Origin of the sequence: Streptomyces roseicoloratus (assembly GCF_004117935.1) — a bacterium.
Lineage (GTDB): Bacteria > Actinomycetota > Actinomycetes > Streptomycetales > Streptomycetaceae > Streptomyces > Streptomyces roseicoloratus.
Window position 1 is genome coordinate 1 of sequence record NZ_SDOY01000156.1, and the last position, 26182, is coordinate 26182.

At 73.4% G+C, this 26182-nt stretch carries 17 protein-coding genes and 1 pseudogene; 9 read left to right on the forward strand and 9 right to left on the reverse strand.

Features of this window, described 5'->3' with window-relative positions; translation table 11 throughout:
- Positions 1-139: 139 nt before the first annotated feature.
- Positions 140-619, reverse strand: a complete 480-nt coding sequence (locus ESG85_RS27165; RefSeq protein ID WP_128983735.1) for an Rv3235 family protein — start codon at positions 617-619, stop codon at positions 140-142.
- A gap of 249 nt (positions 620-868) precedes the next feature.
- On the opposite strand from ESG85_RS27165, the gene ESG85_RS27170 reads away from it, so the two are divergent.
- Both ESG85_RS27170 and ESG85_RS27175 read left to right on the forward strand, forming a co-directional pair.
- Positions 869-1375 (forward strand): DUF6912 family protein, encoded by a 507-nt coding sequence (locus ESG85_RS27170; protein WP_128983737.1) that lies wholly within the window; start codon positions 869-871, stop codon positions 1373-1375.
- A gap of 182 nt (positions 1376-1557) precedes the next feature.
- The gene (locus ESG85_RS27175; RefSeq protein ID WP_128983739.1) at positions 1558-2232 is read left to right on the forward strand and encodes an HAD family hydrolase; all 675 of its coding nucleotides are present in this window, start codon (positions 1558-1560) and stop codon (positions 2230-2232) included.
- A gap of 171 nt (positions 2233-2403) precedes the next feature.
- Here ESG85_RS27175 and ESG85_RS27180 read toward each other — a convergent pair whose 3' ends face one another.
- Entirely contained in the window at positions 2404-2961 is a 558-nt protein-coding gene (locus ESG85_RS27180; protein ID WP_128983741.1) for a DJ-1/PfpI family protein, read from the reverse strand.
- Between the two features lie 375 nt (positions 2962-3336).
- Here ESG85_RS27180 and ESG85_RS27185 point away from each other — a divergent pair, with 375 nt between their 5' ends.
- Positions 3337-8295 carry an NAD-glutamate dehydrogenase gene (locus tag ESG85_RS27185; protein ID WP_128983743.1) on the forward strand — a complete coding sequence of 1653 codons (4959 nt, stop codon included), beginning with the start codon at positions 3337-3339 and terminating at the stop codon, positions 8293-8295.
- Positions 8296-8366: 71 nt separating this feature from the next.
- Here ESG85_RS27185 and ESG85_RS27190 read toward each other — a convergent pair whose 3' ends face one another.
- From ESG85_RS27190 to ESG85_RS27210, 5 genes are all read right to left on the reverse strand, one after another.
- Positions 8367-9554 (reverse strand): glycosyltransferase 87 family protein, encoded by a 1188-nt coding sequence (locus tag ESG85_RS27190; protein WP_246095315.1) that lies wholly within the window; start codon positions 9552-9554, stop codon positions 8367-8369.
- 311 nt (positions 9555-9865) lie between these two features.
- Complete coding sequence (locus ESG85_RS27195) at positions 9866-10819, reverse strand: carbohydrate ABC transporter permease (RefSeq protein WP_181019130.1); 954 nt, start codon at positions 10817-10819, stop codon at positions 9866-9868.
- Complete coding sequence (locus ESG85_RS27200) at positions 10816-12228, reverse strand: carbohydrate ABC transporter permease (RefSeq protein WP_128983745.1); 1413 nt, start codon at positions 12226-12228, stop codon at positions 10816-10818. Before ESG85_RS27200 ends, ESG85_RS27195 begins: the two co-directional genes overlap by 4 nt.
- A 3-nt stretch (positions 12229-12231) precedes the next feature.
- Positions 12232-13599 (reverse strand): ABC transporter substrate-binding protein, encoded by a 1368-nt coding sequence (locus ESG85_RS27205; RefSeq protein ID WP_128983747.1) that lies wholly within the window; start codon positions 13597-13599, stop codon positions 12232-12234.
- Between the two features lie 188 nt (positions 13600-13787).
- Positions 13788-17195 (reverse strand): FtsK/SpoIIIE domain-containing protein, encoded by a 3408-nt coding sequence (locus ESG85_RS27210; RefSeq protein ID WP_128983749.1) that lies wholly within the window; start codon positions 17193-17195, stop codon positions 13788-13790.
- A 469-nt stretch (positions 17196-17664) separates the two neighbouring features.
- On the opposite strand from ESG85_RS27210, the gene ESG85_RS27215 reads away from it, so the two are divergent.
- The 3 genes from ESG85_RS27215 (at position 17665) to prfB (ending at position 22155) form a co-directional block, all read left to right on the forward strand.
- Complete coding sequence (locus tag ESG85_RS27215; RefSeq protein ID WP_128983750.1) at positions 17665-19431, forward strand: serine/threonine-protein kinase; 1767 nt, start codon at positions 17665-17667, stop codon at positions 19429-19431.
- A 140-nt stretch (positions 19432-19571) separates the two neighbouring features.
- On the forward strand, positions 19572-20816 hold the full coding sequence (locus tag ESG85_RS27220; RefSeq protein ID WP_128983752.1) for a serine/threonine-protein kinase: 1245 nt from the start codon (positions 19572-19574) through the stop codon (positions 20814-20816).
- 226 nt (positions 20817-21042) lie between these two features.
- Positions 21043-22155: a peptide chain release factor 2 gene (gene prfB, locus ESG85_RS27225; RefSeq protein WP_128983754.1), complete on the forward strand. Its 1113-nt coding sequence runs from the start codon at positions 21043-21045 to the stop codon at positions 22153-22155.
- 34 nt (positions 22156-22189) lie between these two features.
- On the opposite strand, the pseudogene ESG85_RS37035 reads toward prfB, so the two are convergent.
- A pseudogene (locus ESG85_RS37035) lies at positions 22190-22925 on the reverse strand (RNA-guided endonuclease InsQ/TnpB family protein); the annotation flags it as partial.
- A 549-nt stretch (positions 22926-23474) separates the two neighbouring features.
- Between ESG85_RS37035 and ESG85_RS35140 the strand changes: the two are divergent.
- Together ESG85_RS35140 and ESG85_RS27240 are read left to right on the forward strand one after the other, a co-directional pair.
- The gene (locus tag ESG85_RS35140; protein ID WP_164986328.1) at positions 23475-23645 is read left to right on the forward strand and encodes a hypothetical protein; all 171 of its coding nucleotides are present in this window, start codon (positions 23475-23477) and stop codon (positions 23643-23645) included.
- Positions 23646-24064: 419 nt separating this feature from the next.
- On the forward strand, positions 24065-24928 hold the full coding sequence (locus ESG85_RS27240) for an LPXTG cell wall anchor domain-containing protein (RefSeq protein ID WP_128983757.1): 864 nt from the start codon (positions 24065-24067) through the stop codon (positions 24926-24928).
- A 146-nt stretch (positions 24929-25074) separates the two neighbouring features.
- On the opposite strand, the gene ESG85_RS27245 is transcribed toward ESG85_RS27240, so the two are convergent.
- Positions 25075-25260, reverse strand: coding sequence for a hypothetical protein (locus ESG85_RS27245; RefSeq protein WP_128983759.1), 186 nt, complete (start codon positions 25258-25260; stop codon positions 25075-25077).
- Positions 25261-25484: 224 nt separating this feature from the next.
- Here ESG85_RS27245 and ftsE point away from each other — a divergent pair, with 224 nt between their 5' ends.
- Positions 25485-26174 carry a cell division ATP-binding protein FtsE gene (ftsE, locus tag ESG85_RS27250; RefSeq protein WP_128983761.1) on the forward strand — a complete coding sequence of 230 codons (690 nt, stop codon included), beginning with the start codon at positions 25485-25487 and terminating at the stop codon, positions 26172-26174.
- Positions 26175-26182 lie beyond the last annotated feature (8 nt).

The window sequence follows — 26182 nt, forward strand, 5'->3', positions numbered from 1 at the left end:
CTGGGCCACGGGGCCCCCGGGCCCCCGCTCCGCCCCTGCCGGGCTGGGCCACGGGGCCCCCGGGCCCCCGCTCCGCCCCTGCCGCGCTGGCCACGGGGCCCCGGGCCCCCGCGCCCCCCTGCCGGTCTGCCGTGCGGGTCTACGGCCGTCCCGGCCGTCCCAAGCCCGCGTCCGGGCCCGGGGGCAGGCCGTCGAGTTCCACGGCCGCGCAGCGCCAGCGGTGGTCTTCGCCGCGTTCGAGGCGGAAGGCCATGGCGCGGACGCGGTCGCCCGTGGCGATGGTGGCGAAGGCCTCGACGGCCGTGTCGTGGCCCGGCAGGTGGGCCGTGCAGCGCCGCAGGACCGGGCGCGGGCCGGGGGAGCGGAGCGGCGTGGCCGGGGCGAGCCGGACGAGCTGCTCGTACGCCTCGCCGATCGTGCGGCCGAGCATCCAGTGCACCGGCCGTTCCCCGCTCAGGACCGCGAGCAGCCGCTCCGCGAACATGACGTGCGGCGGGACCAGGCGGCGGGGAGCGGTGCCGGCCCGGCCGCGCGGGCGGGTGCCCGCGGGGCCGGACGGCCGGGAGGGCCCGGAGGGGCCGGAAGGGCGGCGTGGTGCGGTGCGTGGAGAAGTGGTCATGGCGATCCCCGTGTTCGTCGCGTTGAGTCACCGAGCCGTACCGATCGGTAACCCCCGTCGGGGGATCTTGTACGGGGTCGGCCGCCGGACCGGCAAGCCGGGATCACCCTCCGGCGGTCACCCGGAGTGGTTCACCTATCAGGGGGACGGCCGGGGGCCGCGAGGCCCGTCCCGGGCGGGTGCGGGGTCCCGGTGGCCGGGGGTGCGCACGTATCCTGAGGGCGTCTCCGACTACGAAAGCGGCCAGCCATGCGCGTGTACGTACCCCTGACCCTCCCCGGTCTCGCACAGGCGCACAAGGCGGGCGAGCTCGGTCCCGGACCGCTGACCGCCTACGCCGTCACGCCCGCCCTGCGGGAGTGGTACGTGTCCGACGACATCGAGGAGCTGGAGTACGCCGCCCTCAACCGCGCCGCGGCCGCCTCGCTCCGGCTGCTCGCCGGTGACCCCGAGGCCGCCCGCCGCCGGGTCGTCGTCGCCGTCGACGTCCCCGACAAGGACGCCGTCGTGGACCCCGACCGCGGGCTCGACCCGGGCGCGCTCGGCGAGGTGCGGATCGCCGCCGCCGTGCCGCTGGCCAAGGCCGCGGCCGTGCACGCCGACGCGGACGACGCCGAGGCGGACGTCTCGGCCGCCGCGGACGCGCTCGGAGCGGCGGACCAGGGCGACGACGACGCCCAGTTCGTCGTCGACGGTGCCGAGGACCACGAACTGCTCTGGTTCGGCGTGCAGGAGATCCCCGCGCTGCTCGGCTGAGCCGCCGCCGGGTCGTCGCGCTGCTCGACCGCCCGTTCCTCGCCTCGCCCGCCCCGCCCCGCCGCGCTGCTCCGCTGAGCCGCTGCCCGGCTGCCAGGCCTTGTCGCTGACCGGGTCCGCCAGGGCCGCGCCGGCCGCTCGGCAGCGCCGGCTGTCGGAGCGGACCGGTACCGTGGCCTCCCATGGGGACGCACGGCACGCACGGCAGGCTCGGCAAGCACCTGGTCTGGGACTGGAACGGCACTCTGCTCGACGACATCGGCGCGGTGATCGGCGCCACCAACGCGGCCTTCGCCGAGCTGGGGCTCGCGTCGATCACCCTGGAGCGGTACCGCGAGCTGTACACGGTGCCGGTGCCCAAGTTCTACGAACGGCTGATGGGGCGGCTGCCCACCGACGAGGAGTGGCTCGTCATGGACGACGCGTTCCACCGCCACTACTGGGCCCAGGCCGAGGGCTGCGGGCTCACCGCCGGCGCGGCGGACCTGCTGGCCGCGCGGCAGACGGCCGGGCACACGCAGTCGCTGCTCTCGCTCGCGCCGCACGAGGAGCTGATACCGCTGGTGCGGCGGCACGGGATCGCCGAGCGGTTCGTGCGGATGGACGGACGGACCGACCGGTCGACGGACGGGAAGTCCGGGCACATGGTGCGCCACCTGGCGGCCCTGAAGGTGGACGCCGCGCGGATCGTCGTCATCGGCGACGCGGCGGACGACGCCCGTGCGGCGGCGCACGTGGGGGCGAAGGCCGTGCTGTACACGGGCGGCTCGCACAGCCGCCGCAGCCTGGCGGCGGCGGGCGTGCCGGTCGTCGACTCGCTCGCGGAGGCGGTCGCCGTCGCGGACGAGCTCGTCTAGGACGCGTGGTCGCCCCGGCCCCGGCGGGCCGGGCGGCCGGGACCGACGCGCACCTCGCGGACGAGCTCGTCCGGCGAGGGCCCGTCCGGCGAGGGCCCGTCCGGCGGATCGGGCCCCAGGCCGCGCGGTCATCCCCGGCCCGCGGGCCGGGCCGGGGCCGACGCGGGGGCGTTACGCCTTCGCCTCCCGCAGCACCTTCAGGAACTCCCGCATCCAGCTCGGGTGGTCCGGCCAGGCCCGGGACGAGACCAGGCGGCCGTCCACCACGGCCTCCGTGTCCTGGAACGTCGCGCCCGCCGCCTGCATGTCGAGTTCGAGCGCCGGGTACGACGTGACGCGGCGGCCCTCCAGGGAGCCCAGGGCGGCGGTCAGCAGAGGGCCGTGGCAGATCTGGGCGACCGGCTTGTCCGCGTCGAAGAAGGACTTGAGGATCTTGCGGAGCTCCGGGTCGTTGCGCAGGTACTCCGGCGCCCGGCCGCCCGGGACGACCACCGCCACGTACGCGCCGGGGTCGACCTCCGAGAAGGCCAGGTCGGCGGGCCAGGTGTAGCCGGGCTTCTCCGTGTACGTGTCGTAGCCCGGCTCGAAGTCGTGGACCACGAAGCGCAGCCGCTTGCGGGACGGGGCCGCGATGTCGACCTCGTACCCCTCTTCGAGGAGCCGCTGGTACGGGTACAACACCTCCAGCGACTCCGCCGCGTCCCCGGTCACGATCAAGATCTTCGCCATGGCGACTCCCAGATCCGTCAGGCCCCTGATGTCGGTGTGTGCCCGGGAGAACATTCGTCGCTGTCCACACTGTCAAACTTCCCGCCCCGCTTTTGTACACATAAGGCTCATGACGGCCGGGGGGTCATCAGCGATAGGCTTCTAGCGTGATCAGCGCGATACGCCGTGGGGGCAGCGCAGCCCCCGGCTTCCGCCCGGGCCGCCGCAGCGGCCGGGCCGAGAGTGCGTACGCCGATTCCCGCCCGGTGGCCGAGAAGCGCCCGGGCATCTCTCATCGCGGCATAACGTCTCTTTCGACCGGTACCACCGCGTCGTGGCGTTGTGTCCTTTCTTCCACCGACGTCACGCAACGGCGCGCGACAGGAGTCAGAGGACATGCAGACCAAGCTGGACGAAGCCAAGGCCGAGCTGCTCGATCGGGCCGCCCGGGTAGCTGAGAACAGCCCGGTCGGGGGGCGACTTCCGACAGGGCCGGACAACGGGAAGCGTCCGGACCACGCGACCGTGCTCGACTACCTCCAGCGCTACTACCTGCACACCGCGCCCGAGGACCTGGCCGACCGCGACCCCGTCGACGTCTTCGGCGCCGCGCTCTCGCACTACCGGCTGGCCGAGAACCGGCCGCAGGGCACCGCGAACGTCCGCGTGCACACCCCGACGGTCGAGGAGAACGGCTGGACCTGCAGCCACTCCGTCGTCGAGGTCGTCACCGACGACATGCCCTTCCTCGTCGACTCCGTGACGAACGAGCTGTCGCGCCAGGGCCGTGGCATCCACGTGGTCATCCACCCGCAGGTCACGGTCCGCCGTGACGTCACCGGCAGGCTCATCGAGGTGCTCGCCAGGCGGCCCGAGGGCGAGCTGCCCCACGACGCGCTGACCGAGTCGTGGATCCACGTCGAGATCGACCGCGAGACCGACAAGGCCGACCTCAAGCAGATCACCAACGACCTGCTGCGCGTCCTGTCCGACGTCCGCGAGGCCGTCGAGGACTGGGAGAAGATGCGCGACTCCGCGCTGCGCATCGCCGACGGCCTGGCCGACGAGCCCACCGCCTCCGACCTGCGGCCCACCGAGGTCGAGGAGGCCCGCGAGCTGCTCCGCTGGCTCGCCGACGACCACTTCACCTTCCTCGGCTTCCGCGAGTACGAGCTCGTCAACGGTGACGCCCTGGCCGCCATCCCCGGCACCGGCCTCGGCATCCTGCGCTCCGACCCGCACCACAGCGGCGACGACCACCACGCCCACCCCGTCTCGCCGTCCTTCAGCCGGCTGCCCGCCGACGCCCGCGCCAAGGCGCGCGAGCACAAGCTGCTGATCCTGACGAAGGCCAACAGCCGCTCGACCGTGCACCGGCCCTCGTACCTCGACTACGTCGGCGTGAAGAAGTTCGACGCCGACGGCAACGTCATCGGCGAGCGCCGCTTCCTCGGCCTGTTCTCCTCGGCCGCGTACACCGAGTCCGTGCGCCGCGTCCCCGTCGTCAAGCGCAAGGTCCAGGAGGTCCTGGAGGGCGCCGGCTTCTCGCCGAGCAGCCACGACGGCCGCGACCTGCTCCAGATCCTGGAGACCTACCCGCGCGACGAGCTCTTCCAGACCCCGGTCGACGAGCTGCAGTCCATCGTCACCAGCGTCCTGTACCTCCAGGAGCGGCGGCGCCTGCGCCTCTACCTGCGCCAGGACGAGTACGGCCGCTACTACTCGGCGCTCGTCTACCTGCCGCGCGACCGCTACACCACCCGCGTCCGGCTGCGGATCATCGACCTCCTCAAGGAGGAGCTGAACGGCACCAGCGTCGACTTCACGGCCTGGAACACCGAGTCGATCCTGTCGCGGCTGCACTTCGTCATCCGCGTCGAGCCCGGCACCGTGCTCAGCAAGCTGACCGAGGCCGACGTCGACCGCATCGAGTCCCGGCTCGCCGACGCCGCCCGCTCCTGGGCCGACGGCTTCGGCGAGGCGCTCAACGCCGAGCTGGGCGAGGAGCGTGCCGCGGAGCTGCTGCGCCGCTACGGCAACGCCTTCCCCGAGGGCTACAAGGCCGACCACTCGCCGCGCGCCGCCGTCGCCGACCTGTGCCACCTGGAGGCCCTGGCCGACAGCGGCAAGGACTTCGCGCTCTCCCTCTACGAGCCGGTCGCCTCCGGCACCGGCGAGCGCCGCTTCAAGATCTACAAGACGGGCGAGCAGATCTCGCTGTCCGCCGTGCTCCCGGTCCTCAACCGGCTCGGCGTCGAGGTCACCGACGAGCGCCCGTACGAGCTGCGCTGCGCCGACCGCACCCACGCCTGGGTCTACGACTTCGGCCTGCGGATGCCGCAGCCCTCCGGCAACGGCGGCGACTACCTCGGCGACGACGCCCGCGAGCGCTTCCAGGAGGCCTTCGCCGCCACCTGGACCGGCGAGGCCGAGAACGACGGCTTCAACTCGCTCGTCCTGTCCGCCGGGCTCACCTGGCGCGAGGCGATGGTGCTGCGCGCCTACGCGAAGTACCTGCGCCAGGCCGGTTCGACGTTCAGCCAGGACTACATGGAGGACACCCTCCGCAACAACGTCCACACCACCCGGCTGCTCGTCTCCCTCTTCGAGGCCCGGATGGCGCCGGAGCGCCAGCGCGCCGGCACCGAACTGATCGACGGACTCCTCGAGGAGCTGGACGGCGCCCTCGACCAGGTCGCCTCGCTCGACGAGGACCGCATCCTGCGCTCCTTCCTCACAGTCATCAAGGCGACGCTGCGGACCAACTTCTTCCAGAAGACCGCGGACGGCAAGCGGCACCCGTACGTGTCGATGAAGTTCGACCCGCAGGCCATCCCCGACCTGCCGGCGCCGCGGCCCGCCTTCGAGATCTGGGTGTACTCGCCGCGCGTCGAGGGCGTCCACCTGCGCTTCGGCAAGGTCGCCCGAGGCGGTCTGCGCTGGTCCGACCGCCGCGAGGACTTCCGCACCGAGATCCTCGGCCTGGTCAAGGCGCAGATGGTGAAGAACACCGTCATCGTGCCGGTCGGCGCCAAGGGCGGCTTCGTCGCCAAGCAGCTCCCCGACCCGTCGGTCGACCGTGACGCCTGGCTGGCCGAGGGCGTCGCCTCGTACAAGACCTTCATCTCGGCGCTGCTCGACATCACCGACAACCTGGTCGCCGGCGAGGTCGTGCCCCCGGCCGACGTGGTCCGCCACGACGAGGACGACACCTACCTGGTCGTCGCCGCCGACAAGGGCACCGCGACCTTCTCCGACATCGCCAACGGCGTCGCGGAGGAGTACGGCTTCTGGCTGGGCGACGCCTTCGCCTCCGGCGGCTCCGCCGGCTACGACCACAAGGGCATGGGCATCACCGCCCGCGGCGCCTGGGAGTCGGTCAAGCGGCACTTCCGCGAGCTGGGCCACGACACCCAGAGCCAGGACTTCACCGTCGTCGGCGTCGGCGACATGTCCGGCGACGTCTTCGGCAACGGCATGCTGCTCTCCGAGCACATCCGGCTCGTCGCGGCCTTCGACCACCGCCACATCTTCGTCGACCCGACCCCGGACGCGGCCACCTCGTACGCCGAGCGCCGCCGCCTCTTCGAGCTGCCCCGCAGCTCCTGGGCCGACTACGACACCGCGCTGCTCTCGGCCGGCGGCGGCGTCCACCCGCGCACCGCCAAGTCGATCCCGGTCAACGCGCAGATGCGGGCCGCCCTCGGCATCGAGGCGGGCGTCACCAAGATGACACCGGCCGAGCTGATGAAGGCGATCCTGCAGTCGCCCGTCGACCTGCTGTGGAACGGCGGCATCGGCACGTACGTGAAGTCCTCCGCCGAGTCGAACGCCGAGGTCGGCGACAAGGCCAACGACGCCATCCGCGTCGACGGCCAGGACGTCCGCGCCAAGGTCATCGGCGAGGGCGGCAACCTCGGCGCGACCCAGCTGGGCCGCATCGAGTTCGCCCGCTCCGGCGGACCCGAGGGCGAGGGCGGCAAGGTCAACACCGACGCCATCGACAACAGCGCCGGCGTGGACACCTCCGACCACGAGGTCAACATCAAGATCCTGCTCAACGGACTGGTCGCCGAGGGCGACATGACCGTCAAGCAGCGCAACAAGATCCTCGCCGAGATGACGGACGAGGTCGGCGCGCTCGTGCTGCGCAACAACTACGCGCAGAACACCGCCCTGGCCAACGCCGTCGCCCAGTCGCCGTCCCTGCTCCACGCCCACCAGCGCTTCATGCGCCGCCTGGGCCGCGACGGCGCGCTCGACCGCTCGCTGGAGTTCCTGCCCAACGACCGGCAGATCCGCGAGCTGCTCAACACCGGCCGCGGCCTCAGCCAGCCGGAGCTCGCCGTCCTCCTCGCGTACACCAAGATCACGGTGGCCGACGAGCTGATCGGCACCGACCTGCCGGACGACCCGTACCTGCGCGGGCTGCTCCACGCGTACTTCCCGACGCAGCTGCGCGAGAAGTTCGCCGAGGCCGTCGACAACCACCCGCTGCGCCGGGAGATCGTCACCACGGTCCTGGTCAACGACACCGTCAACACCGGCGGCTCGACCTTCCTGCACCGCCTGCGCGAGGAGTCCGGCGCGTCGGTCGAGGAGATCGTGCGCGCGCAGACCGCGGCCCGCACGATCTTCCGCCTGGGCGAGGTCTGGGACGCCGTCGAGGCCCTCGACAACAAGGTCGCCGCCGAGTTCCAGACCCGGATGCGGCTGCACTCGCGCCGGCTCGTCGAGCGCGGCACCCGCTGGCTGCTCAACAACCGGCCGCAGCCGCTCCAGATCGGCGAGACCATCGAGTTCTTCGCGGACCGGGTCGGGCAGGTCTGGGAGAAGCTGCCGCAGCTGCTGCGCGGCGCGGACCTGGAGTGGTACCAGTCGATCTTCGACGAGCTGACCGGCGTCGGCGTCCCGGAGGAGCTGGCGCTGCGCGTGGCCGGGTTCTCCTCCGCCTTCCCGACGCTCGACATCGTCGCGATCGCGGACCGCACCGGCAAGGACCCGCTGGCGGTCGCCGAGGTCTACTACGACCTGGCCGACCGGCTGCGGATCACCGACCTGATGGACCGCATCATCGAGCTGCCGCGGGCCGACCGCTGGCAGTCGATGGCCCGCGCCTCCATCCGCGAGGACCTCTTCGCCGCGCACGCCGCGCTGACCTCGGACGTCCTGGCGGCCGGGAACGGCACCTCGACGCCGGAACAGCGGTTCAAGGCGTGGGAGGACAAGAACAGCGCGATCCTGGGCCGCGCGCGCACCACCCTGGAGGAGATCCAGGGCTCGGACGCCTTCGACCTGGCGAACCTGTCGGTCGCGATGCGGACGATGCGCTCGCTGCTGCGCACCCACAGCTGACGCCCTCCGCGGCGCAGGAAGGGGCGCCCCCGCCGGCACGAACGGCGGGGGCGCCCCTGCGTCGTGCCCGGCTACGAGGTGACCGTCGACGTCCACAGGCGGCGGGCGGCGAGCACCGCCGCGGCGAGGAGGAGCGCGTTGCGCAGGGCCATCACGGTGAGGCCCTGCCAGGTGCCGGCGACGACGTCCAGGTAGAGCACCGGGTACGCGAGGGCGCTGAGGGCCGCGGCCGGGAGGAGCAGCAGGGCGACCGGGCGCATGACGGTGCGGCGGGAGGTGAGGCAGACGGCGGCGAGGCCGAGCAGCCAGATCATGTACTGGGGGCTGATCACCCGGCTGGTGACGGTGAACAGCAGGACGGCGGCGAGGGCCGCGTCGAGCGGGGTGGCCTCGGTCCAGCGGCCGGCCCTGATCCGCCAGAACACCAGCCAGATGAAGGCGGCGGCGGTGAGGAACAGCGCCAGGTGGCCGATGGTGGAGACGTACGGGCCGACGTACTCGAAGGCGCCGTAACGGAACTGCGCAGCGCCCGGCCAGATGCCGGCCGCCCCGGCGAGGGCGAGCCCGGTGCCGCCGAGCGACTCGATCTGGACGCCCCGGTCGCCCTGCTGGCGCAGGAAGCCGAGGGGTTCGGCGAAGAGCAGGGCGAGGACGGCGAGCAGGGTCGCGGCGGTGGCCGCGGCGGCGGTCCAGGCCTCGCGGGTGGTGCGGCCGCGCGGGGTGCCGATCAGGGCGAGCGCGGGCCAGACCTTGACCATGGCGCCGATGCCGGCGAGCACGCCGCCGATCCGGTGGGCGGCGGCGCGGCGGGAGGTGAGGGCGAGCAGCGCGAGGACGGCGAGGGCGGTGGTCTGCACGTCGTAGCGGGCGAGCGGGATGTGCAGGAGCAGCGGCAGGCCGAGGGTCCAGTACCAGGCGCCGTGGGTGAGCCGGGCGCTGTCGGCGCGGGCGAGCGCGGCGGTGACGGCGGCGTCGGCGAGCAGGGCGAGGGCGACGAAGGCCTGGAAGTACGTGAGCCAGGGCAGGGCGCCCGGCGACATGATGACCAGGCCCGCGCCCGGCGGGTACTGCCAGGTGACGTCGTGGGGCGGGAAGGTGCCGTGCGCGAACTGGCCGTACCAGTGCCGGTAGAGCCCGGACACCTCGCTGGCGACCCCGCCGATGCCGAGGTCGTCGCGGACCAGGAGCAGCAGCATCCCGGCACGGGTGAGCACCCAGACGGCGACGAGCGCGAGCAGCGGCCCGCGACCGACGGTCACGAAGGTCGCGGAGGTGAAGGTCTCGGACTCGAACGGCGATCGTCTGAGCGCGGGCAGCGACCCGTCTCCTCGGCCGGCGCCCCGGCCGGCCGGCGGGTCCGTGGTGCGGGCGCGGGCGGCTCCGTCCGGGGGCGGGCCGCTCGCGCCGGCACGGGCCCCGTCGGGCGGCGGTCCGGTGGTGCGGGTGGGGTCGGGCGCGGGCGGATCGGTCGTCACCCCACCGCACTGTAGTCCGCTTTGTCGCTTTTGCTACGGACGTGGCGCCCGTTCCGGTGACGCGGCCCGCGCCCCGGGCGGTCGTCGGGCCGTGGTCACTTCACCGCGCCCGCCATCACGCCCGAGACGAACTGGCGCTGGAAGGCGAAGAAGACGAGCAGCGGGATCAGCATCGAGACGAAGGCGCCCGGGGCGAGGACGTCGACGTTGTTGCCGAACTGGCGGACCTGTTGCTGCAGGGCCACCGTGATCGGCGGGGACTGGGCGTCCGCGAAGATCAGGGCCACCAGCATGTCGTTCCACACCCACAGGAACTGGAAGATGCCCAGCGACGCCACCGCCGGGCCGCCCAGCGGCAGGACCACCCGGGTGAACAGCCGGATCTCGCCGGCGCCGTCGAGCCGGGCCGCCTCGAGGAGTTCGCGCGGGATCTCCGCGAAGAAGTTCCGCAGCAGGAAGATCGCGAACGGCAGGCCGAACGCCGTGTGGAACAGCACCACGCCCAGCGTCGTCTCGAAGATCCCGACCGCGCCGAACAGCTTCGACACCGGCACCAGCGCCACCTGCACCGGCACCACCAGCAGCGCGACGACCAGCAGGAACCACCAGTCGCGGCCCGGGAAGTCCAGCCACGCGAAGGCGTAGCCGGCGAAGGAGCCGATCACGATCACCAGGAGCGTCGCCGGCACCGTGATCAGGACCGTGGAGACGAGCGAGCCGGTGATCGCGTCGTTCGCGAGCAGATCGCGGTAGTTCTCGGTGGTCAGCTGCGCCGGGGCCGTGAAGACCTGCCACCAGCCGCTCGACGCGATGTCGGACGGCGAGCGCAGCGAGGACAGCAGCAGCCCGACCGTCGGCATCAGCCAGAACAGCGCCACCAGGACGAGGAAGAGCCGCATCCCGCCGGACGCGGCCCGCGCGGCCAGGCGCGCGGCCGTGCCGGAGGGGGACGTACGGGCCCGCGCGGGCCGCGCGGAGGGCTCGGCGGCGGGACGGGCCGCGGGGTCCCCGCCCGGGCGGTCGGCCTTGTCCGAGGCGAAGGACGTCATCGGCGGTTCTCCCTTCGCATGCGGCGGATGTTGACCGCCATCACCGGCAGGACCAGCAGCAGGAGCAGCACGGCGATCGCCGAGCCCACGCCGAGGTCCGCGTCCGTGCCGAACGACGAGCGGTACAGCTGGAGCGCGAGCACGTTCGCGTCGTCCTGTGCCGAGCCCGGCGCGATGATGAAGACCAGGTCGAAGACCTTCAGGACGTTGATCATCAGCGTCACGAGGACGACGCCGAGGACCGGCCCCAGCAGCGGGACCGTGATCCTCCGGAACACCTGCCACTCGTTCGCCCCGTCGACCCGCGCCGCCTCCAGGACGTCACGCGGCAGTCCCGCGAGCCCGGCGGCGATCAGCACCATCGCGAATCCGGCCCACATCCACACGTAACTGCCGATGATCGCCGGAGTGACGAGGTGGGGGCCGAGCCACGCCACGCCGTTGTACTGCTCGCGGAAGTTGCTCGCGGGCAGCCGCAGCACCGCGCCGTCGGCGACGGCCGGCAGCGTGAAGGTGCCGTCGGCGCCGGCCGTCGTCCGGGCCACGACCTCGCCGTCCTTCACGGCCTCGATCCGCAGGCCCTTCAGGCCCAGCTCCTTCGGGTCGACGGCGTTCGGCTTCCCGCCGCCGCCCCGGGTGAAGTCCAGCCACGCCGTGCCCGAGATCCCGCCGCCGGAGGCGGCCGGGGCGCGGGCCGGCCGGGCGTCCCCGGGCATCCGCGCCGGTGGCACACCGATCAGCGGCAGCGCCACCGGCTCCCCGGCGCGCACCGGCGCCTTGGTGACGTACGCGCCGCCGCCCGCCGCCTCCAGCGGGTGCACCGGCAGGGGCCGGGCGCGCGGGAAGCCCGACGACTCGGCGAAGGTGTCGTGCACCCCGACCCACACGGCGTTGGCCACGCCGCGGTCCGGGTCCTGCTCGTACACCAGCCGGAAGATGATCCCGGCGGCGAGCATCGAGATCGCCATCGGCATGAAGACGACCAGCTTGAACGCCGTTCCCCAGCGCACCCGTTCGGTGAGCACCGCGAAGATCAGGCCGAGTGCCGTCGCCACGGCCGGGGCGACGACCACCCAGATCAGGTTGTTGCGGACGGCGGTGCGGATCGTGTCGTCCGTGAACAGCGTGACGTAGTTGTCCAGGCCCGCGAACGACTCTCCGGACCGGTCGAAGAAGGACCGCTGGACCGAGTACCCGATGGGATAGACGACCAGCGCGCCCAGGAGGACGAGGGCGGGGAGGAGGAACGCCGCGGCCGTCACGGTCCTGCGCGTGCGGGTCCCGGTCCGGGCTCCGGTCCGGGCCCCGGACCGGGAGGGGGAGCGGGTCCGGGACCGGGGCCCGGACCGAGGGCGGGGCCCCTCGGTGTCGTGGCGGGCGTCGGCGGCGGTCTTGCGGGTGCCCGTCATCGCTCAGTCCTTGTACGCCTTGGCCGCCTCGGCCTCCAGCCTCGCCTGGGTGCCCGCCACGTCCTTCGGGTTCTTCAGGAAGTCCTGGAGCGCCTTCCACTCGCCCTTCCCGGGCGTCCCGCCGAACGACTGCGGCATCTGGTCCGACATGTCGAAGCGGAAGCCGTCGCCCGCGCCGATCAGCGACGTGGCGATCTTCCGCTGGACCTCGTTCGGGTACGCCGCCGGGTCGAGCGCCTTGTTCGGCGACAGGAAGCCGCCCTCCGCCGCCCAGATCCTGGCCGCGTCGGGCGAGGCCAGGAAGGTGAGCAGGGCCTGCGCGCCCTTGCTGTCCTTCAGCGCCACCGCCGCGTCGCCGCCGGTCACCACGGGCGCCGCGCCGTCGCCGACGGCGGGGAACAAAAACACCTTCGCGTCCGTGCCGATCTTCGCGCCGGTCTCCGCGATGTTCACCGCCGAGAAGTCGCCCTCGAAGACCATCGCCGCCTTCGGCTGGTCGCCGCCCGTGAAGGTCTGCGTCACGGACACCGGGAACTCGGTCTGCAGCGCGCCGTTCGTGCCGCCCGCGATGAGGGCCGGCTTGCCGAACAGCTCGGCGAGCGTGGTGAGCGCCTGGGCGACGGACGGGTCGGTCCACTTGAGGGTGTGCCCGGCGAGCCGGTCGTACTTCTCCGGGCCCGCCTGCGAGAGGTAGACGTTCTCGAACCAGTCGGTGAGCGTCCAGCCGTCCGCGCCGCCGACCGACACCGGCGTCACGCCCGAGGCGGAGATCGTCTCGGCGGTGGCGAGGAAGTCCTTCCACGTCTTCGGCTCGCTCGCGCCCGCGTTGTCGAACGCCGTCGCGTTGTACCAGACCAGGGACTTGTTGGCGGCCTTGAAGTACACGCCGTACGACGTGCCGTCGACCGCGCCGAGGTCCTGCCAGCCCTTCGAGTAGTTCTTCTCCAGCTGGGCCTTCGCCTCCGGTCCGAGCGGCTTGAGCCACTTCTGGGCGGCGGCCTGCTGGATCGCGCCGACCTGCGGCAGCATCGCGACGTCCGGCGGCGAGCCGCCGGCGATCTTCGTGCCGAGGAAGTTCACGATCGGGTCCTGGGCGGGCACGAAGGTGACGGTCGCGCCCGTGCGCTTCTCGAACTCCTTCAGGACCTTGGTGAAGTTGGCCTGTTCGGGGCCCGTCCAGACGGCGGCGACCTCGATCTTCTCGCCCTTGAGGGAGGGCAGCGCGACGCCTGGCGCGTTGCCCGGCGCCGAGGTGCCGGGCTGGGTGCCGTTTCCGCCGCCGTTGTCGTCGCCGCCGCCACCGCAGCCCGTGGCCGCGAGTACGGCGACCGCCGCCACGACACCGAGTCGAAGAGTTCTGCCGTTACGCATCCGAGCCCCGCCTCTCCCGCGTTTTCCGGTCCCGTGCGCTCAGGTCTACGCCGGGTGCGGAGGGGCCGCAATAGCGCCTTGCGTGTCAAGTGGGCATTCGTGATGCGGTCGTGACGTGGCGTCAAGCGGGGCTCGAGGGCGGTTCCGCCGTTTCCCGAGCCCGCTGGACTCCCCGGGCGGTACGGGATTCAGGCGTGGGTCGGCGACACCAGGGGCGGTATCGGTGTGGCCTCCACCGAGCGGGCCGCGCGGTCCAGGGCGCTGGCGAGGAGGGCCAGGTCGGTCGGGCCGTTGCCCAGTTCGCGGACCGGGCGGCGGGCCGGCGGGTCGCCCATGCGTTCCCACTCCAGCGGGACGACGGTCGGGCGCAGCGTCGCCGTGCGCGGGATGCGGCCGGTGACCCGGCCCGCCTGGAACGGCGTCACTCGGCCGTCCGGGTGGCCCAGCCGGCCGCGGCCCGGCTGCGGTGCGTCCGGGCCGGGCGAGGCGGGAGGCGGGTCGAGGACGATGCGCAGGCGGGCGCCGTGGGCCAGTTCCGTGTCCGCCGTGCGGTCCGGGCGTGCCGAGGCCGCGATCAGGTGGACGCCGAGCCGCGCCCCGTTCCGCGCGACCGCCTCCAGCGCGCGGACCACTGAGCCGGCCGCCGGGCGGCCCGGTGCGCCGAGCGCGGGTGCGACCAGCGCGTCGAAGTCGTCCACGAGGACGACCAGGCGCGGCAGCGCGCCGGCGCCCTCCGCCGCCGGGCCGCTGCGGACCGGGTCGGTCCGGCTGCTCGGCGTGTCGCCCAGGGCGTCGGCCGTCAGCCGCAGGGTGCGTCCGCTGGGCCGGTCGCCGAGGAGGTCGGCGCCGGGCGGCGGAGTGCGGTACGTGGTGGTGTCGGTCTGCTGGTCGTACACCTCGCGCGGACGCGGCGTCCGGCCGCTCGCCGTGTCGCCGAGCGGGAAGGCGCCGCTGCGAGGGGCGCGGTTGCCCGGCGCGTCGCCGACCGCGCCGTCGGGTGCCACGCGCAGCGTGCGGCCGCTGGCGCGGTCGGCGAGGAGGTCCGAGCCCGGGGGCGGGGTGCCCCCGGCGGCCGGGGCCGCGGGGGCGGCCGCCGTGCGGGCCTCCGGGACGCGGGCGGCGGCCGGTACGGACTCGGCCGGGCTCGCGGAGCGCTGGCCGATCAGCCGGGCCGAGCGGCGGTCGGCGAAGTGGGTGTCGCCGAGGAGTTCGGCGCGGCGCTTCAGCTCGGCGCCCAGGGCCTGCGCGAACTCCCGCATCCGCACCGGGTCCGAGGCGACCAGGTGCTCGGTCACGTGCGGCAGCTCCGTACAGGCCGCGAGGCCTTCGCCGCGCTCGCCGCCCGCGCCGTCGACGAGGAGCAGGCCGAGCCGGTCGGGGCGGGCCCCGGCGGCCAGCGAGGCGGCGATCGCGCGCAGCAGCTCCGTACGGCCGCTGCCCGCCGGGCCCTCGACGAGCAGGTGCGGGCCCTCCTGCGTGAGGTCCACGGCGACCGGGCCGCGCGGGCCCGCGCCCAGGACCGCGGTGCCGTCCGCGGCGGAGGCCCAGCGGGCCATCAGGGAGGCGGGCGTGGCCCGGGCCAGGCCCAGCTCGTCCAGGAGCCGGGCGGACGGCGGCAGCGCGGCGGCGGCCCTGCCCGGTCCGTGGTGTCCGGCGGTCTCCGTCCGCAGCGGGGCCAGGGCGCGGCCGAAGCGCTCCGCCCAGGCGACGGACACGGCGTCGACGACGCCGACCGTGCCGTGCCCCGCGGCCCGGCCGCCGGCCGTCCGCAGCAGTCGCAGCGCGGTCGCCACGTCGCCGCTGAGCAGCGCCGCCGCCCCGCACTCGCGGAAGGCGAGGGAGGCGGCGCAGGCCGTCTCGTAGGTGGCCGCGACGGGGGAGGACGGTGAGGCGGCGGGCGCCTCGGCGAGGCAGAGCAGGTGGATGCCGGAGGCCGGGCCGGCGCCGGCGAGCCGCGCCGCCGTCTCGCGCAGCGCGGCGGTGCCCGGGTCGCCGTCGACGATCACGACGGTCGCGGGTCCCTCGTGGCGGGCGGCGGCCTCGGCGACGGCCGCCTTGTCGGCGCTGGGCCAGCCGGGGCCGAGCGGGCCGTCGTCCAGGCGGCGGGTGAGTTCGGTGAAGCGGGCGTGGGCCTGTTCCCGGTCGTAGGCGAGGAGCAGCCGGCAGTCCTGGCCGTGCGCGGGCCGGGTGTGCGGGAGCCAGCCGAGCCAGGCCCAGGCCCGGCGGCGCTCGTCGAGCGGCCGGTTCCGGTCGGCGCTGACCAGGACGATCTCCAGGTCGCCCGGGGCGTGCAGGGCGGCGAGCTGGGCCACCACGGAGCGGGCGAGACCGGCGAGCCGCGGCGCGGGTCCGGCGAGGCCGAGCGAACCGACCTCGCGCAGCCCCACGGTGACGGGCACTCCGGACAGATCGGCGCGGTCCGTCGTGCCGAGCCGGACCACCAGCGCCTCGGGATGTCCGGCGTCCCGCTCCCACAGGCGCGGCCCCGGGCCGAGGGCGGTGAGCAGCACGGCGGCCGGATCGGGCCAGGTGTCGGGCGGGCTGCCGGGGTCGCCGCCGGGCGCGGTACCGGGGCGGGCGCCGGTGAACACGGGCACGGGCGCCACGCCGTACTCGCCGTCCCGGGCGTCGTCCCGGGCGCCCGCGAGCCGGCGGGCCCAGGCGCCGAGGCCGCGCCGGCGGGGCTGCCGGTTCCGGCTGTGGGACTCGATCCCGGCCTCGGGTTCGGCGGGCTCCTCCGCGCGTGCGTGCGCGAGGCCGGCGCCGGTGTCCTCGCCGTCGCCCCGGCCGGGTGTCCGCTCCTGCCCGTAGGACCGGCCCTGGCCGTGGGTGGCGTCCTGGGCGTGGGCGGTGCTCCCGTCCCGGGCGCCCGGGACGGGAGCACCGCCGTGCGCCGGGGCGTACGCGGCCGGGCCCGGCTCGGCCGGCGTGCCGGCGGGGTCGCCGGCGAGGGTCACCCGGAGGTGACCCTCGCCGTCAGGCGCCGTGGCGAGGGCCGCGTCGGACGGGCCGCCGTGGCCGGTCAGCCGCAGGGCGGACTCGCCGACCCGCAGCGTGCCGCCGGGCGGGAAGCGCACGGGGCGCGGGCCGACCGCGGCACCGTCGAGCGCGGTGCCGTTGGTGGAGCCCTCGTCGGTGACCGTGACGCGGCCGTCCGGGCCGACCGTCACCGTGCAGTGGGCGCGGGAGACGTCCGGGTCGTCGAGCGGCACGTCCGCGTCCACAGAACGGCCGATTCTGATCGCTCCGCCGTGCAGCAGATGCACACCGCCGGCATCCGGTCCGGCCACCACGTGCAGCCGGGCCGGGGCGCCCTCGCCTATGGCGTCGTCCGGGCCCGGGACCTGGAGGGAGAGCACGGCCCCGTCGACCAGCGGCGGCTCGCCGAGCAGGCAGCGGCGGCTGTCGAGCCGCTCCCCGCCCGCGTACAGCACGGTGGTCCCGGAGGAGGAGGTGTCGGGGCCGGAGACCGCCGTGGCGAGCGAGGAGGCCACGGCGGCCAGCTCGGTCCCCGCGGGCGCGGTGACGAGCACGTCGCAGGCGCGCCCGAGGCCGTGGCCGGCGTGCGGCGCGAGGACGGTCAGCCGGATCTGCATCGCCGTCAGCGGTCCCTTCTGCGCGACGCACCGGGCAGGGGAACCGGACCACTGGCAACCCCCCGCCCCGCACGGACGCGTCGTCCGGTACAGGTCGGCACGGCGCGGGGCTCCCGTCCCCGACACGACGTGCTGCAGGCATCCTCGCACCTGCCACTGACAACACGCCCACGGGTCGCCCGGAAGTGATCTTGTTCGGTCGCGCATGGACGCTATTTCGCCTGGTTGCGTACGTCTCGCCGCTCTTCCCGCAACCTGCGACCCGCGCCGGGCGTCTCTTTTCCGGACACGTACGGCAGCGGAATCGGCCATCTCGCGGACGGTCGATGACCCGTTCGGCGGCACTAAAGTGGGTCGGACACCCGGACGGGTCACAGAACAACACAGGGACCCCGGGGAGACTACGACGCAGAATCCCGGGCCCCGGCGCCTGGGATCCCAGGACCACGATCAGCAGGGAGCGCGTGACGTGCGGCCTATCGGCAGCAAGTACCTGCTCGAGGAGCCGCTCGGCCGCGGCGCCACGGGCACCGTCTGGCGAGCCCGCCAGCGGGAGACGGCCGGCGCCGAGGCAGCCGTGCCCGGCCAGCCCGGCGAGACCGTCGCGATCAAGGTCCTCAAGGAGGAGCTGGCCAACGACGCGGACATCGTCATGCGCTTCCTGCGCGAGCGGTCCGTGCTGCTCCGGCTCACCCACCCCAACATCGTGCGCACCCGCGACCTGGTCGTGGAAGGCGACGTCCTCGCGCTCGTCATGGACCTCGTCGAGGGCCCCGACCTGCACCGCTACATCCGGGAGAACGGCCCGCTCACGCCGGTCGCCGCCGCCCTGCTCACCGCGCAGATCGCCGACGCGCTCGCCGCCAGCCACGCCGACGGCGTCGTCCACCGCGACCTCAAGCCGGCGAACGTGCTGCTCGCCGAACGGGACGGCGCGATGTTCCCGATGCTGACCGACTTCGGCATCGCGCGCCTCGCCGACTCCCCGGGCCTGACCCGCACCCACGAGTTCGTCGGCACGCCCGCGTACGTCGCGCCCGAGTCCGCGGAGGGCCGCCCGCAGACCTCCGCCGTCGACGTCTACGGCGCCGGCATCCTCCTCTACGAGCTGGTCACCGGCCGCCCGCCGTTCGCCGGCGGCACGGCCCTCGAGGTCCTGCACCGCCACCTCAGCGAGGAGCCGCGCCGCCCCTCGACCGTCCCCGGCCCGCTGTGGACGGTGATAGAGCGCTGCCTCAGCAAGGACCCGGACCGCCGGCCCAGCGCCCAGAACCTGGCCCGCGGCCTGCGCACGGTCGCCGCCGGCATCGGCGTGCACGCCACGCCGGCCCAGATCGAGGCCGCCGAGGGCGTCGGCGCGCTGCTCGCGCCCGACCCGGCCCCGGCGCCGGTCCCCGAGACCCCGGGCGTCGACCCGGCCGGCGCCACCCAGGTGCTGCCCAGCGGCTCGGCCGCCCCGGCGGGCGTGCCGCAGCCGCCGCAGTACGACCCGGCGGCGGCGACCAGCGTGATGCCGACCAGCGGCCCGCCCGGCGCTCCCGTGGAGGCCGCCGACCCGACCGCGGTCATGCCGCCCGTACCGCAGGACGCGCCGCCCGAGCAGCCGCACCCCTGGCAGACCCAGCTCGGCGCCCTGCGGGACCGCAACGAGCAGACGCAGGTGCAGTACCTCGACCCGAACGACGACCCGCTGCGCCGCCGTCCGCAGCGGCGCCCGCAGCCGCCGCAGGGCGCGCCGCAGCAGGGCTACGGGCCGGGGCCGGGCCAGCAGCCGCCGCAGCAGTACCGGCAGCAGCGACCTCCGCAGGCCCCGCAGCCCCAGCCGTACCAGCAGGCCCCGCAGCCCCAGCCGTACCAGCAGCCCCAGCGGCAGCAGTACGCGCCGCAGCCGCAGCAGCAGTACGCGCCGCCGCAGCCGCCGCCCCCGGCGCCCGCGCCCGCCCCGGTGCCGCGCGAGCCGCGTCCGCCGCGTCAGCGCAGCGCCAACCCGATGCGCATCCCCGGCCTCGGCTGCCTCAAGGGCTGCCTGTTCACGATCCTGCTGTTCGTGGTCGCGGGCTGGCTCATCTGGGAGCTCACGCCGCTCCAGGACTGGGTCGCCCAGGGCAAGGGCTACTGGGAGGCCATCGGCGACGGCATCAGCTCCTTCACCGACTGGGTCTCCTCGCTCGGCGACAGCGTCAGCGGCAGCGGCGACACCGGCGGCAGCGGTGCCACCGGCGGTACGGGGCAGTGACCGACGCCCGCTGAGGCGCCCGGCGGCAGGCCAGGGTGTCGATTTGTCGACTTCCGAGGGGTGATTTCCCCTCGGAAGTGCCGGTCGACGCCCTCGGACGCGTAACTTTGAGCCGAACCGCAGCCGCTGAGGGAGCAGTCTTGGCACGGAATATCGGCAGCCGCTACACGGCCCACCAGATCCTCGGGCGGGGCAGCGCCGGCACGGTGTGGCTCGGCGAGGGCCCCGAGGGCCCCGTCGCCATCAAGCTGCTGCGCGAGGACCTCGCCTCCGACCAGGAACTCGTCGGACGCTTCGTCCAGGAGCGCACCGCGCTGCTCGGGCTCGACCACCCGCACGTCGTCTCCGTCCGCGACCTCGTCGTCGACGGCAACGACCTCGCGCTCGTCATGGACCTGGTCCGCGGCACCGACCTGCGCACCCGCCTCGACCGCGAGCGCCGGCTCGCGCCCGAGGCCGCCGTCGCGATCATCGCCGACGTCGCCGACGCCCTCGCCGTCGCCCACAAGGCAGGCGTCGTCCACCGCGACGTCAAGCCCGAGAACATCCTGCTCGACATGGAGGGCCCGCTCGGCCCCGGCGGCGCCCACCCCGCCCTCCTCACCGACTTCGGCGTCGCCAAGCTCATCGACACGCCCGGCCGCACCAAGGCCACCCGGATCATCGGCACCCCCGACTACCTCGCCCCCGAGATCGTCGAGGGCCTGCCGCCGCGCGCCGCCGTCGACATCTACGCCCTCGCCACGGTCCTGTACGAGCTGCTGGCCGGCTTCACGCCGTTCGGCGGCGGCCACCCCGGCGCCGTCCTCCGCCGGCACGTCACCGAGACCGTCGTCCCGCTGCCCGGCATCCCCGAGGAGCTGTGGCAGCTGATCGTCCAGTGCCTGGCCAAGGCGCCCGCCTCCCGGCTGCGCGCCTCGGAGCTCGGGAGCCGGCTGCGCGACGTGCTGCCCATGCTCAAGGGCATCCCGCCGCTCGACGTCGACGAGCCGGACGCCGACCCGGCGGAGCCCGAGGAGGACCCGTACGCGACGGGCGGCGCGAGCGCGGGCGCGGCGGGCGAGGCCGCCCCGCGCCGGGCCGCCGTACCGCTGGTCCCCGGCGCCTCCACCGACTCCAACCGGGACACCCACACCTCCATGCGCGTCCCCGGCCCCGACGAGCTCTCCGGCGGGCCCCTCGGCACCGCCCGCGCCCCGCGCCCCACGGGCGCACGCCGCCCCGGCTCGGCACGCCACAAGGCCGACGCGGTCCGCAAGCGCCGGATCGTCCTCGGCGTCACCGCGGCCGTGATCGCGGGCGCGCTGGGCGTCGGCGGCTACGTGGCGGCCTCGGGCGGCGAGGACGCCCCGCCGCAGGACTCGAAGCAGTCGCAGCAGCCGTAGGAGCCGTAGGAGCCGGGCCGCCCATGGGTGACGGACATGGCGGCAGGCGGTCCGGTCCCGGCGGTGGGCGGCGGCCCGGCAGCAGGCGGCGGCCCGTCAGCGACCCGTGGGCGGCCTGGTGCCGGGCCGCCCGTGGGCGCCGGTTCCGGCGGCTTCCGGGGCGCCTCGGAAGCCTCACGGGCGTAGGGGAGTCCGGGTCCCGGCCCGGAGCCGTTACGCTGGACGCGTGGCAGTCGTCGATGTATCCGAAGAGCTGAAGTCCCTCTCCTCGACCATGGGGTCGATCGAGGCCGTACTGGACCTCGACAAGATGAGGGCAGACATCGCCGTGCTCGAAGAGCAGGCCGCGGCCCCGTCCCTGTGGGACGACCCGGAGGCGGCGCAGAAGATCACGAGCAAGCTTTCGCACCTCCAGGCCGAGGTGCGCAAGGCCGAGGCACTGCGCGGCCGCATCGACGACCTCGCGGTCCTCTTCGAGCTGGCCGAGGAGATGGACGACCCGGACACCCGGGCCGAGGCCGAGACCGAGCTGGTGTCCGTCCGCAAGGCGCTCGACGAGATGGAGGTCCGCACCCTCCTCTCCGGCGAGTACGACGCCCGCGAGGCCCTGGTCAACATCCGGGCCGAGGCCGGCGGCGTGGACGCCTCCGACTTCGCCGAGCGCCTCCAGCGCATGTACCTGCGCTGGGCCGAGCGCCACGGCTACTCGACCGAGGTCTACGAGACCTCGTACGCGGAAGAGGCCGGCATCAAGTCGACCACCTTCGTGGTCAAGGCGCCGTACGCCTACGGCACGCTCTCCGTCGAGCAGGGCACGCACCGCCTGGTGCGCATCTCGCCCTTCGACAACCAGGGCCGCCGTCAGACCTCCTTCGCGGGCGTCGAGATCCTGCCGGTCGTCGAGCAGTCCGACCACGTCGACATCGACGAGTCCGACCTGCGCATCGACGTGTACCGCGCGTCGGGCCCCGGCGGCCAGGGCGTCAACACGACCGACTCGGCGGTGCGCATCACCCACCTCCCGACCGGCATCGTGGTCTCCTGCCAGAACGAGCGCTCGCAGATCCAGAACAAGGCGAGCGCCATGAACGTCCTCCAGGCCAAGCTCCTCGAGCGCCAGCGCCAGGAGGAGCGCGCCAAGATGGACGCCCTGAAGGGCGACGGCGGCAGCTCCTGGGGCAACCAGATGCGCTCCTACGTCCTGCACCCGTACCAGATGGTCAAGGACCTCCGTACGGAGTTCGAGGTCGGCAACCCGCAGTCCGTCCTGGACGGCGAGATCGACGGCTTCCTGGAGGCCGGCATCCGCTGGCGCAAGCAGCAGGAACAGGCGCAGTGACATCCTCTCCCCCCTGTAGGGGGGAGATTTCCGCCTACCGCGCCGTTGAAGCTTGCGGTTTCGGGTGGGTTCCTGCTTCGCCGCGCGGTGCCGGGACGAGTCCCGGTCTTACCTGCGCTCCACAGGCTGACACCGCCAGTCCGGCGGCCTTGGCGATGTTGACCGGGGCGTTGATGTCCCGGTCCAGGACCGTCCCACAGGCCCCACAGGTCCATTCGCGGACGTGCAGGGGCTTCGGGCCGTCCTTGACGCCACACGCCGAGCACACCTGAGACGTGGGCTCGAAGCGGCCGATGCGGACGAAGGTCCGCCCGTACCGGGCGGCCGCCGCGAGTTCCACCACCGGCTCTCCACACGGCTGATCCGCGAGAACCAAGCGGTCGCCGTGGAGACCTGGCGGTGAAAGGACTCGCGCGTACGCGCCTGGCCAAGTCCGTCCACGACGCCGGATGGTCGGCGTTCGTGACCGCGCGTCGGCCACTCGCGCGTGAGCGCGGGCGACCTTCAGCCGGGCCTTGCTCCTGTTAGCGCTTCTCGGCCCGGCGCAGGAAGCGCGGGGAGTCGATCTTCGTCCCGTCGGAGAGGACCGCGAAGTGTCCGAGGTCGATGCCGATCTCGGGCGTCGTCTGCGGCAGTACCTCTTCCGGGCCACTCTCCACGACGAAGCTCGCGAAGTACCGGCCCGCGCTGTCCTTGACGACGGTCACCGTGGACGGCGTCGAAGGCAGGGAGCGGGACCACTTCACCCGCACGTCGCCGGTCTTCGGCAGGCGCCGCCCAAGGGCGGTACCGCCGTCACGACCATCGTGGACGCGCACCGGGTTCCAGGCCACGACCTACGCGTACGACAAGCACGAGAAGCTCGCCAGGATGACCGACCCGGCCGGTGTCTCCTGGACCTATGACGCCCGAGGCCGCGTGACCGAGGCGAACGACCCGGACAAGGGCGTCACCAGGACCACGTACGACAACGCCGACCGCCCGGTGACGTCCACGGACGCGCGCGGAGTCGCACTCACCACGGGGAACCCTGGATCTCGTCGGAATCGCCGGCGGAGGTGCGGCCCTCACGCTCGGCAGGGTTCTGTACCGTGGGGCGTCCGCACAGAGCGCACTCAGGTCGACGACTCGCAGTGCCACGAACCCCGGAACGGGTTCCACAAGATGCGCCGCGGACTGGGGGAAGCCGTTCGGCTCGGCAAAGCCGCAGAGCGATACGACAAGATCAACACGAGCATCGGCGTGGCCGCAACGGTGACTTACGAGGCGCGGTATTTCAGAGCCAACTGCGGATTGATGCCGGAAGGATGTTGACCTTCATGCCGCACTACGGACTGGCGCTGTTCATACTCGGAGCGCTGGGGCTCCTGGTATCGACCAAAGGTCGGCGCGGCTGGGAGAACTGGGGAACCGCGGGGCGATGGGGTGCCTCCGTGAGCTTCCTGGCCATCCTGGTAGGCCTGTACGCGATGGACTGGGCCGCCGCCTGAGCCTCGGCTGTGGTGACGGCTCCCCGGTACCTCGGTCGTCGTGACCTCTGCCTCGTGGTGTTCCTGGACCGGCACTTCGCCGAGCTGAATGGTCGCTTCGTTCGGACGATTCGCGGGCGCAAGCGGTGCGTTGGCGGTTCTGACGCTTTGTCGACATGAGAACCAGTCGAGCGTGGCCGGGAGTTCAGGGTTTACGTCACAGTTGCATCGCCGCATGGCGGGCAGAAGGTGATCTTTCGGGCATCGCACGCGCAACGACCTTGACGTGTCATCGGAAACTCGGAAGGGTGGCACGCGGCATGCGTGTTTCTGGGGCGCGTGTGAACGGGGGCAGGTCCAGTACGTGTGGCACCCCCGTGGTTCCGGAGCCCCGCGCGCGGCTCTACAGACGATTTTCAGCTACTGGGGGTAGCAGCCAGATGACCAAGAAGACGCGGGTCCGCGTCGCGCGGATAGCTGCCGGTGCCGTGATCGCGGCCGGCGCGTCGCTCACCGTCGCGGGTGCCGCTCAGGCCGTGAACGGCCCCGAAATCTCGATCACCCTCGACGACCCGAGCTGTGAGGTCGACCCGCTCTCCTGCGAGGGTGGTACGTCGGAGGGCAACACCTCTGAGGGCAACACCTCTGAGGGCAACACCTCTGAGGGCAACACCTCTGAGGGTGGTACGTCCGAGGGCAACACTTCTGAGGGCAACACCTCTGAGGGTGGCACGTCCGAGGGCAACACCTCCGAGGGCAACACCTCCGAGGGTGGCACGTCCGAGGGCAACACCTCTTCGGGCACGTCGAACGGCACCTCCTCGGGTACCTCGAACGGCACCTCTTCGGGCACTTCGAACGGCACCTCCTCGGGTACCTCGAACGGCACCTCTTCGGGCACTTCGAACGGCACCTCCTCGGGTACCTCGAACGGCACCTCCTCGGGGACGTCCACCGGCAGCACCGGTTCCACCGGCTCCACGTCCACGGGCAGCACCGGCAGCACCGGCAGCACGTCCACCGGCTCCACCGGCAGCACCGGCTCCACCACCTCCGGTGGCTCCACCGACGGTGGCGCCGGCACCTGCACCGTCGACCTCGACGGTGCCGAGTGCGCGGACAACAACCCGGGCACCAACAACGCCGGCTCGCAGCCCGTCGAGCAGGGCAAGGCCAAGGAGGAGCTGGCCGAGACCGGCGCCGCCGAGACCTCGTTCCTGATCATCGGCGCCGCCACCATGATCGCCGGCGGCATCGGCTTCCGCTTCCTGCCGCGTCTCGTCAGCGGCCGGACCGCCGCCTGAGACCGTCAGGCGTAGGCCGCGGACGCCGTAGGCCGTCCGGCTGAGGCGTACAGCGCGCGAAAGGGCCGGAGGTGCTTCCCGCACCTCCGGCCCTTCCGCCGTATGCCCCTCCGGGGGCCCCTGCGTACTCCTTCGCGCTCCGGCGCTCACGCGCCCTGTACGACCGCCAGCAGTGCCATCGCCGCCACCAGAGCGATCACCAGGGTCAGCAGCATCGCCGGGGTCAGGCCCGCGGGCTGGGGCAGTCGCTCGCGATTGGCGCGGCAGACGGGGCAGCGGCCCTCCGCGACGGGGGCCGCGCAGTTGGCGCACACCAGCCGGTCATAGGTCATGCGCTCTCCTCCTCCCGCAGGGGTCCGTATCAGGACAACGCCCGGCACGGTCCGTGCGTTCCCCTTACCACTGTGCCAGCTCCCGGGCTTTTCGGCGCGCCCCGTAAGAGTGCGAGCGAAAGGACGAAAAGGATAAAGCACGCAAGCCCGGACCGCGACTGCACGGGCCATCCCGACTCGCGTATGGTCACGCACACCTACTCCCGGCCGACCGTGGTGCATCCGTGATCCGATTCGACAACGTCTCCAAGTCCTATCCGAAGCAGAACCGCCCCGCGCTCCGGGACGTCTCCCTGGAGATCGAGAAGGGGGAGTTCGTCTTCCTCGTCGGTTCCTCCGGCTCCGGAAAGTCGACCTTCCTGCGGCTGATCCTGCGCGAGGAGCGCGCCAGCCAGGGCCAGGTCCACGTCCTGGGCAAGGACCTCGCCCGGCTGTCCAACTGGAAGGTGCCGCACATGCGCCGCCAGCTCGGGACGGTCTTCCAGGACTTCCGGCTGCTGCCGAACAAGACCGTCGCCGAGAACGTGGCCTTCGCCCAGGAGGTCATCGGCAAGCCGCGCGGCGAGATCCGCAAGGCCGTGCCCCAGGTGCTCGACCTGGTCGGCCTCGGCGGCAAGGAGGACCGCATGCCCGGCGAGCTCTCCGGTGGTGAGCAGCAGCGCGTCGCCATCGCCCGGGCCTTCGTCAACCGGCCGATGCTGCTGATCGCGGACGAGCCCACCGGCAACCTCGACCCGCAGACCTCGGTCGGCATCATGAAGCTGCTCGACCGCATCAACAGGACAGGGACCACCGTCGTCATGGCGACCCACGACCAGAACATCGTCGACCAGATGCGCAAGCGCGTCATCGAGCTCGAGAAGGGCCGCCTCGTCCGCGACCAGGCGCGCGGCGTCTACGGCTACCAGCACTGAGCGGACAG

Excerpts from the sequence above, each read along its gene's own strand:
- ESG85_RS27165 (WP_128983735.1), bottom strand. The coding sequence starts at position 619 with ATGACCACTTCTCCACGCACCGCACCACGCCGCCCTTCCGGCCCCTCC.
- ESG85_RS27170 (WP_128983737.1), top strand. The coding sequence starts at position 869 with ATGCGCGTGTACGTACCCCTGACCCTCCCCGGTCTCGCACAGGCGCAC.
- ESG85_RS27175 (WP_128983739.1), top strand. The coding sequence starts at position 1,558 with ATGGGGACGCACGGCACGCACGGCAGGCTCGGCAAGCACCTGGTCTGG.
- ESG85_RS27180 (WP_128983741.1), bottom strand. The coding sequence starts at position 2,961 with ATGGCGAAGATCTTGATCGTGACCGGGGACGCGGCGGAGTCGCTGGAG.
- ESG85_RS27185 (WP_128983743.1), top strand. The coding sequence starts at position 3,337 with ATGCAGACCAAGCTGGACGAAGCCAAGGCCGAGCTGCTCGATCGGGCC.
- ESG85_RS27195 (WP_181019130.1), bottom strand. The coding sequence starts at position 10,819 with ATGACGTCCTTCGCCTCGGACAAGGCCGACCGCCCGGGCGGGGACCCC.
- ESG85_RS27200 (WP_128983745.1), bottom strand. The coding sequence starts at position 12,228 with ATGACGGGCACCCGCAAGACCGCCGCCGACGCCCGCCACGACACCGAG.
- ESG85_RS27205 (WP_128983747.1), bottom strand. The coding sequence starts at position 13,599 with ATGCGTAACGGCAGAACTCTTCGACTCGGTGTCGTGGCGGCGGTCGCC.
- ESG85_RS27210 (WP_128983749.1), bottom strand. The coding sequence starts at position 17,195 with ATGCAGATCCGGCTGACCGTCCTCGCGCCGCACGCCGGCCACGGCCTC.
- ESG85_RS35140 (WP_164986328.1), top strand. The coding sequence starts at position 23,475 with ATGCCGCACTACGGACTGGCGCTGTTCATACTCGGAGCGCTGGGGCTC.
- ESG85_RS27240 (WP_128983757.1), top strand. The coding sequence starts at position 24,065 with ATGACCAAGAAGACGCGGGTCCGCGTCGCGCGGATAGCTGCCGGTGCC.
- ESG85_RS27245 (WP_128983759.1), bottom strand. The coding sequence starts at position 25,260 with ATGACCTATGACCGGCTGGTGTGCGCCAACTGCGCGGCCCCCGTCGCG.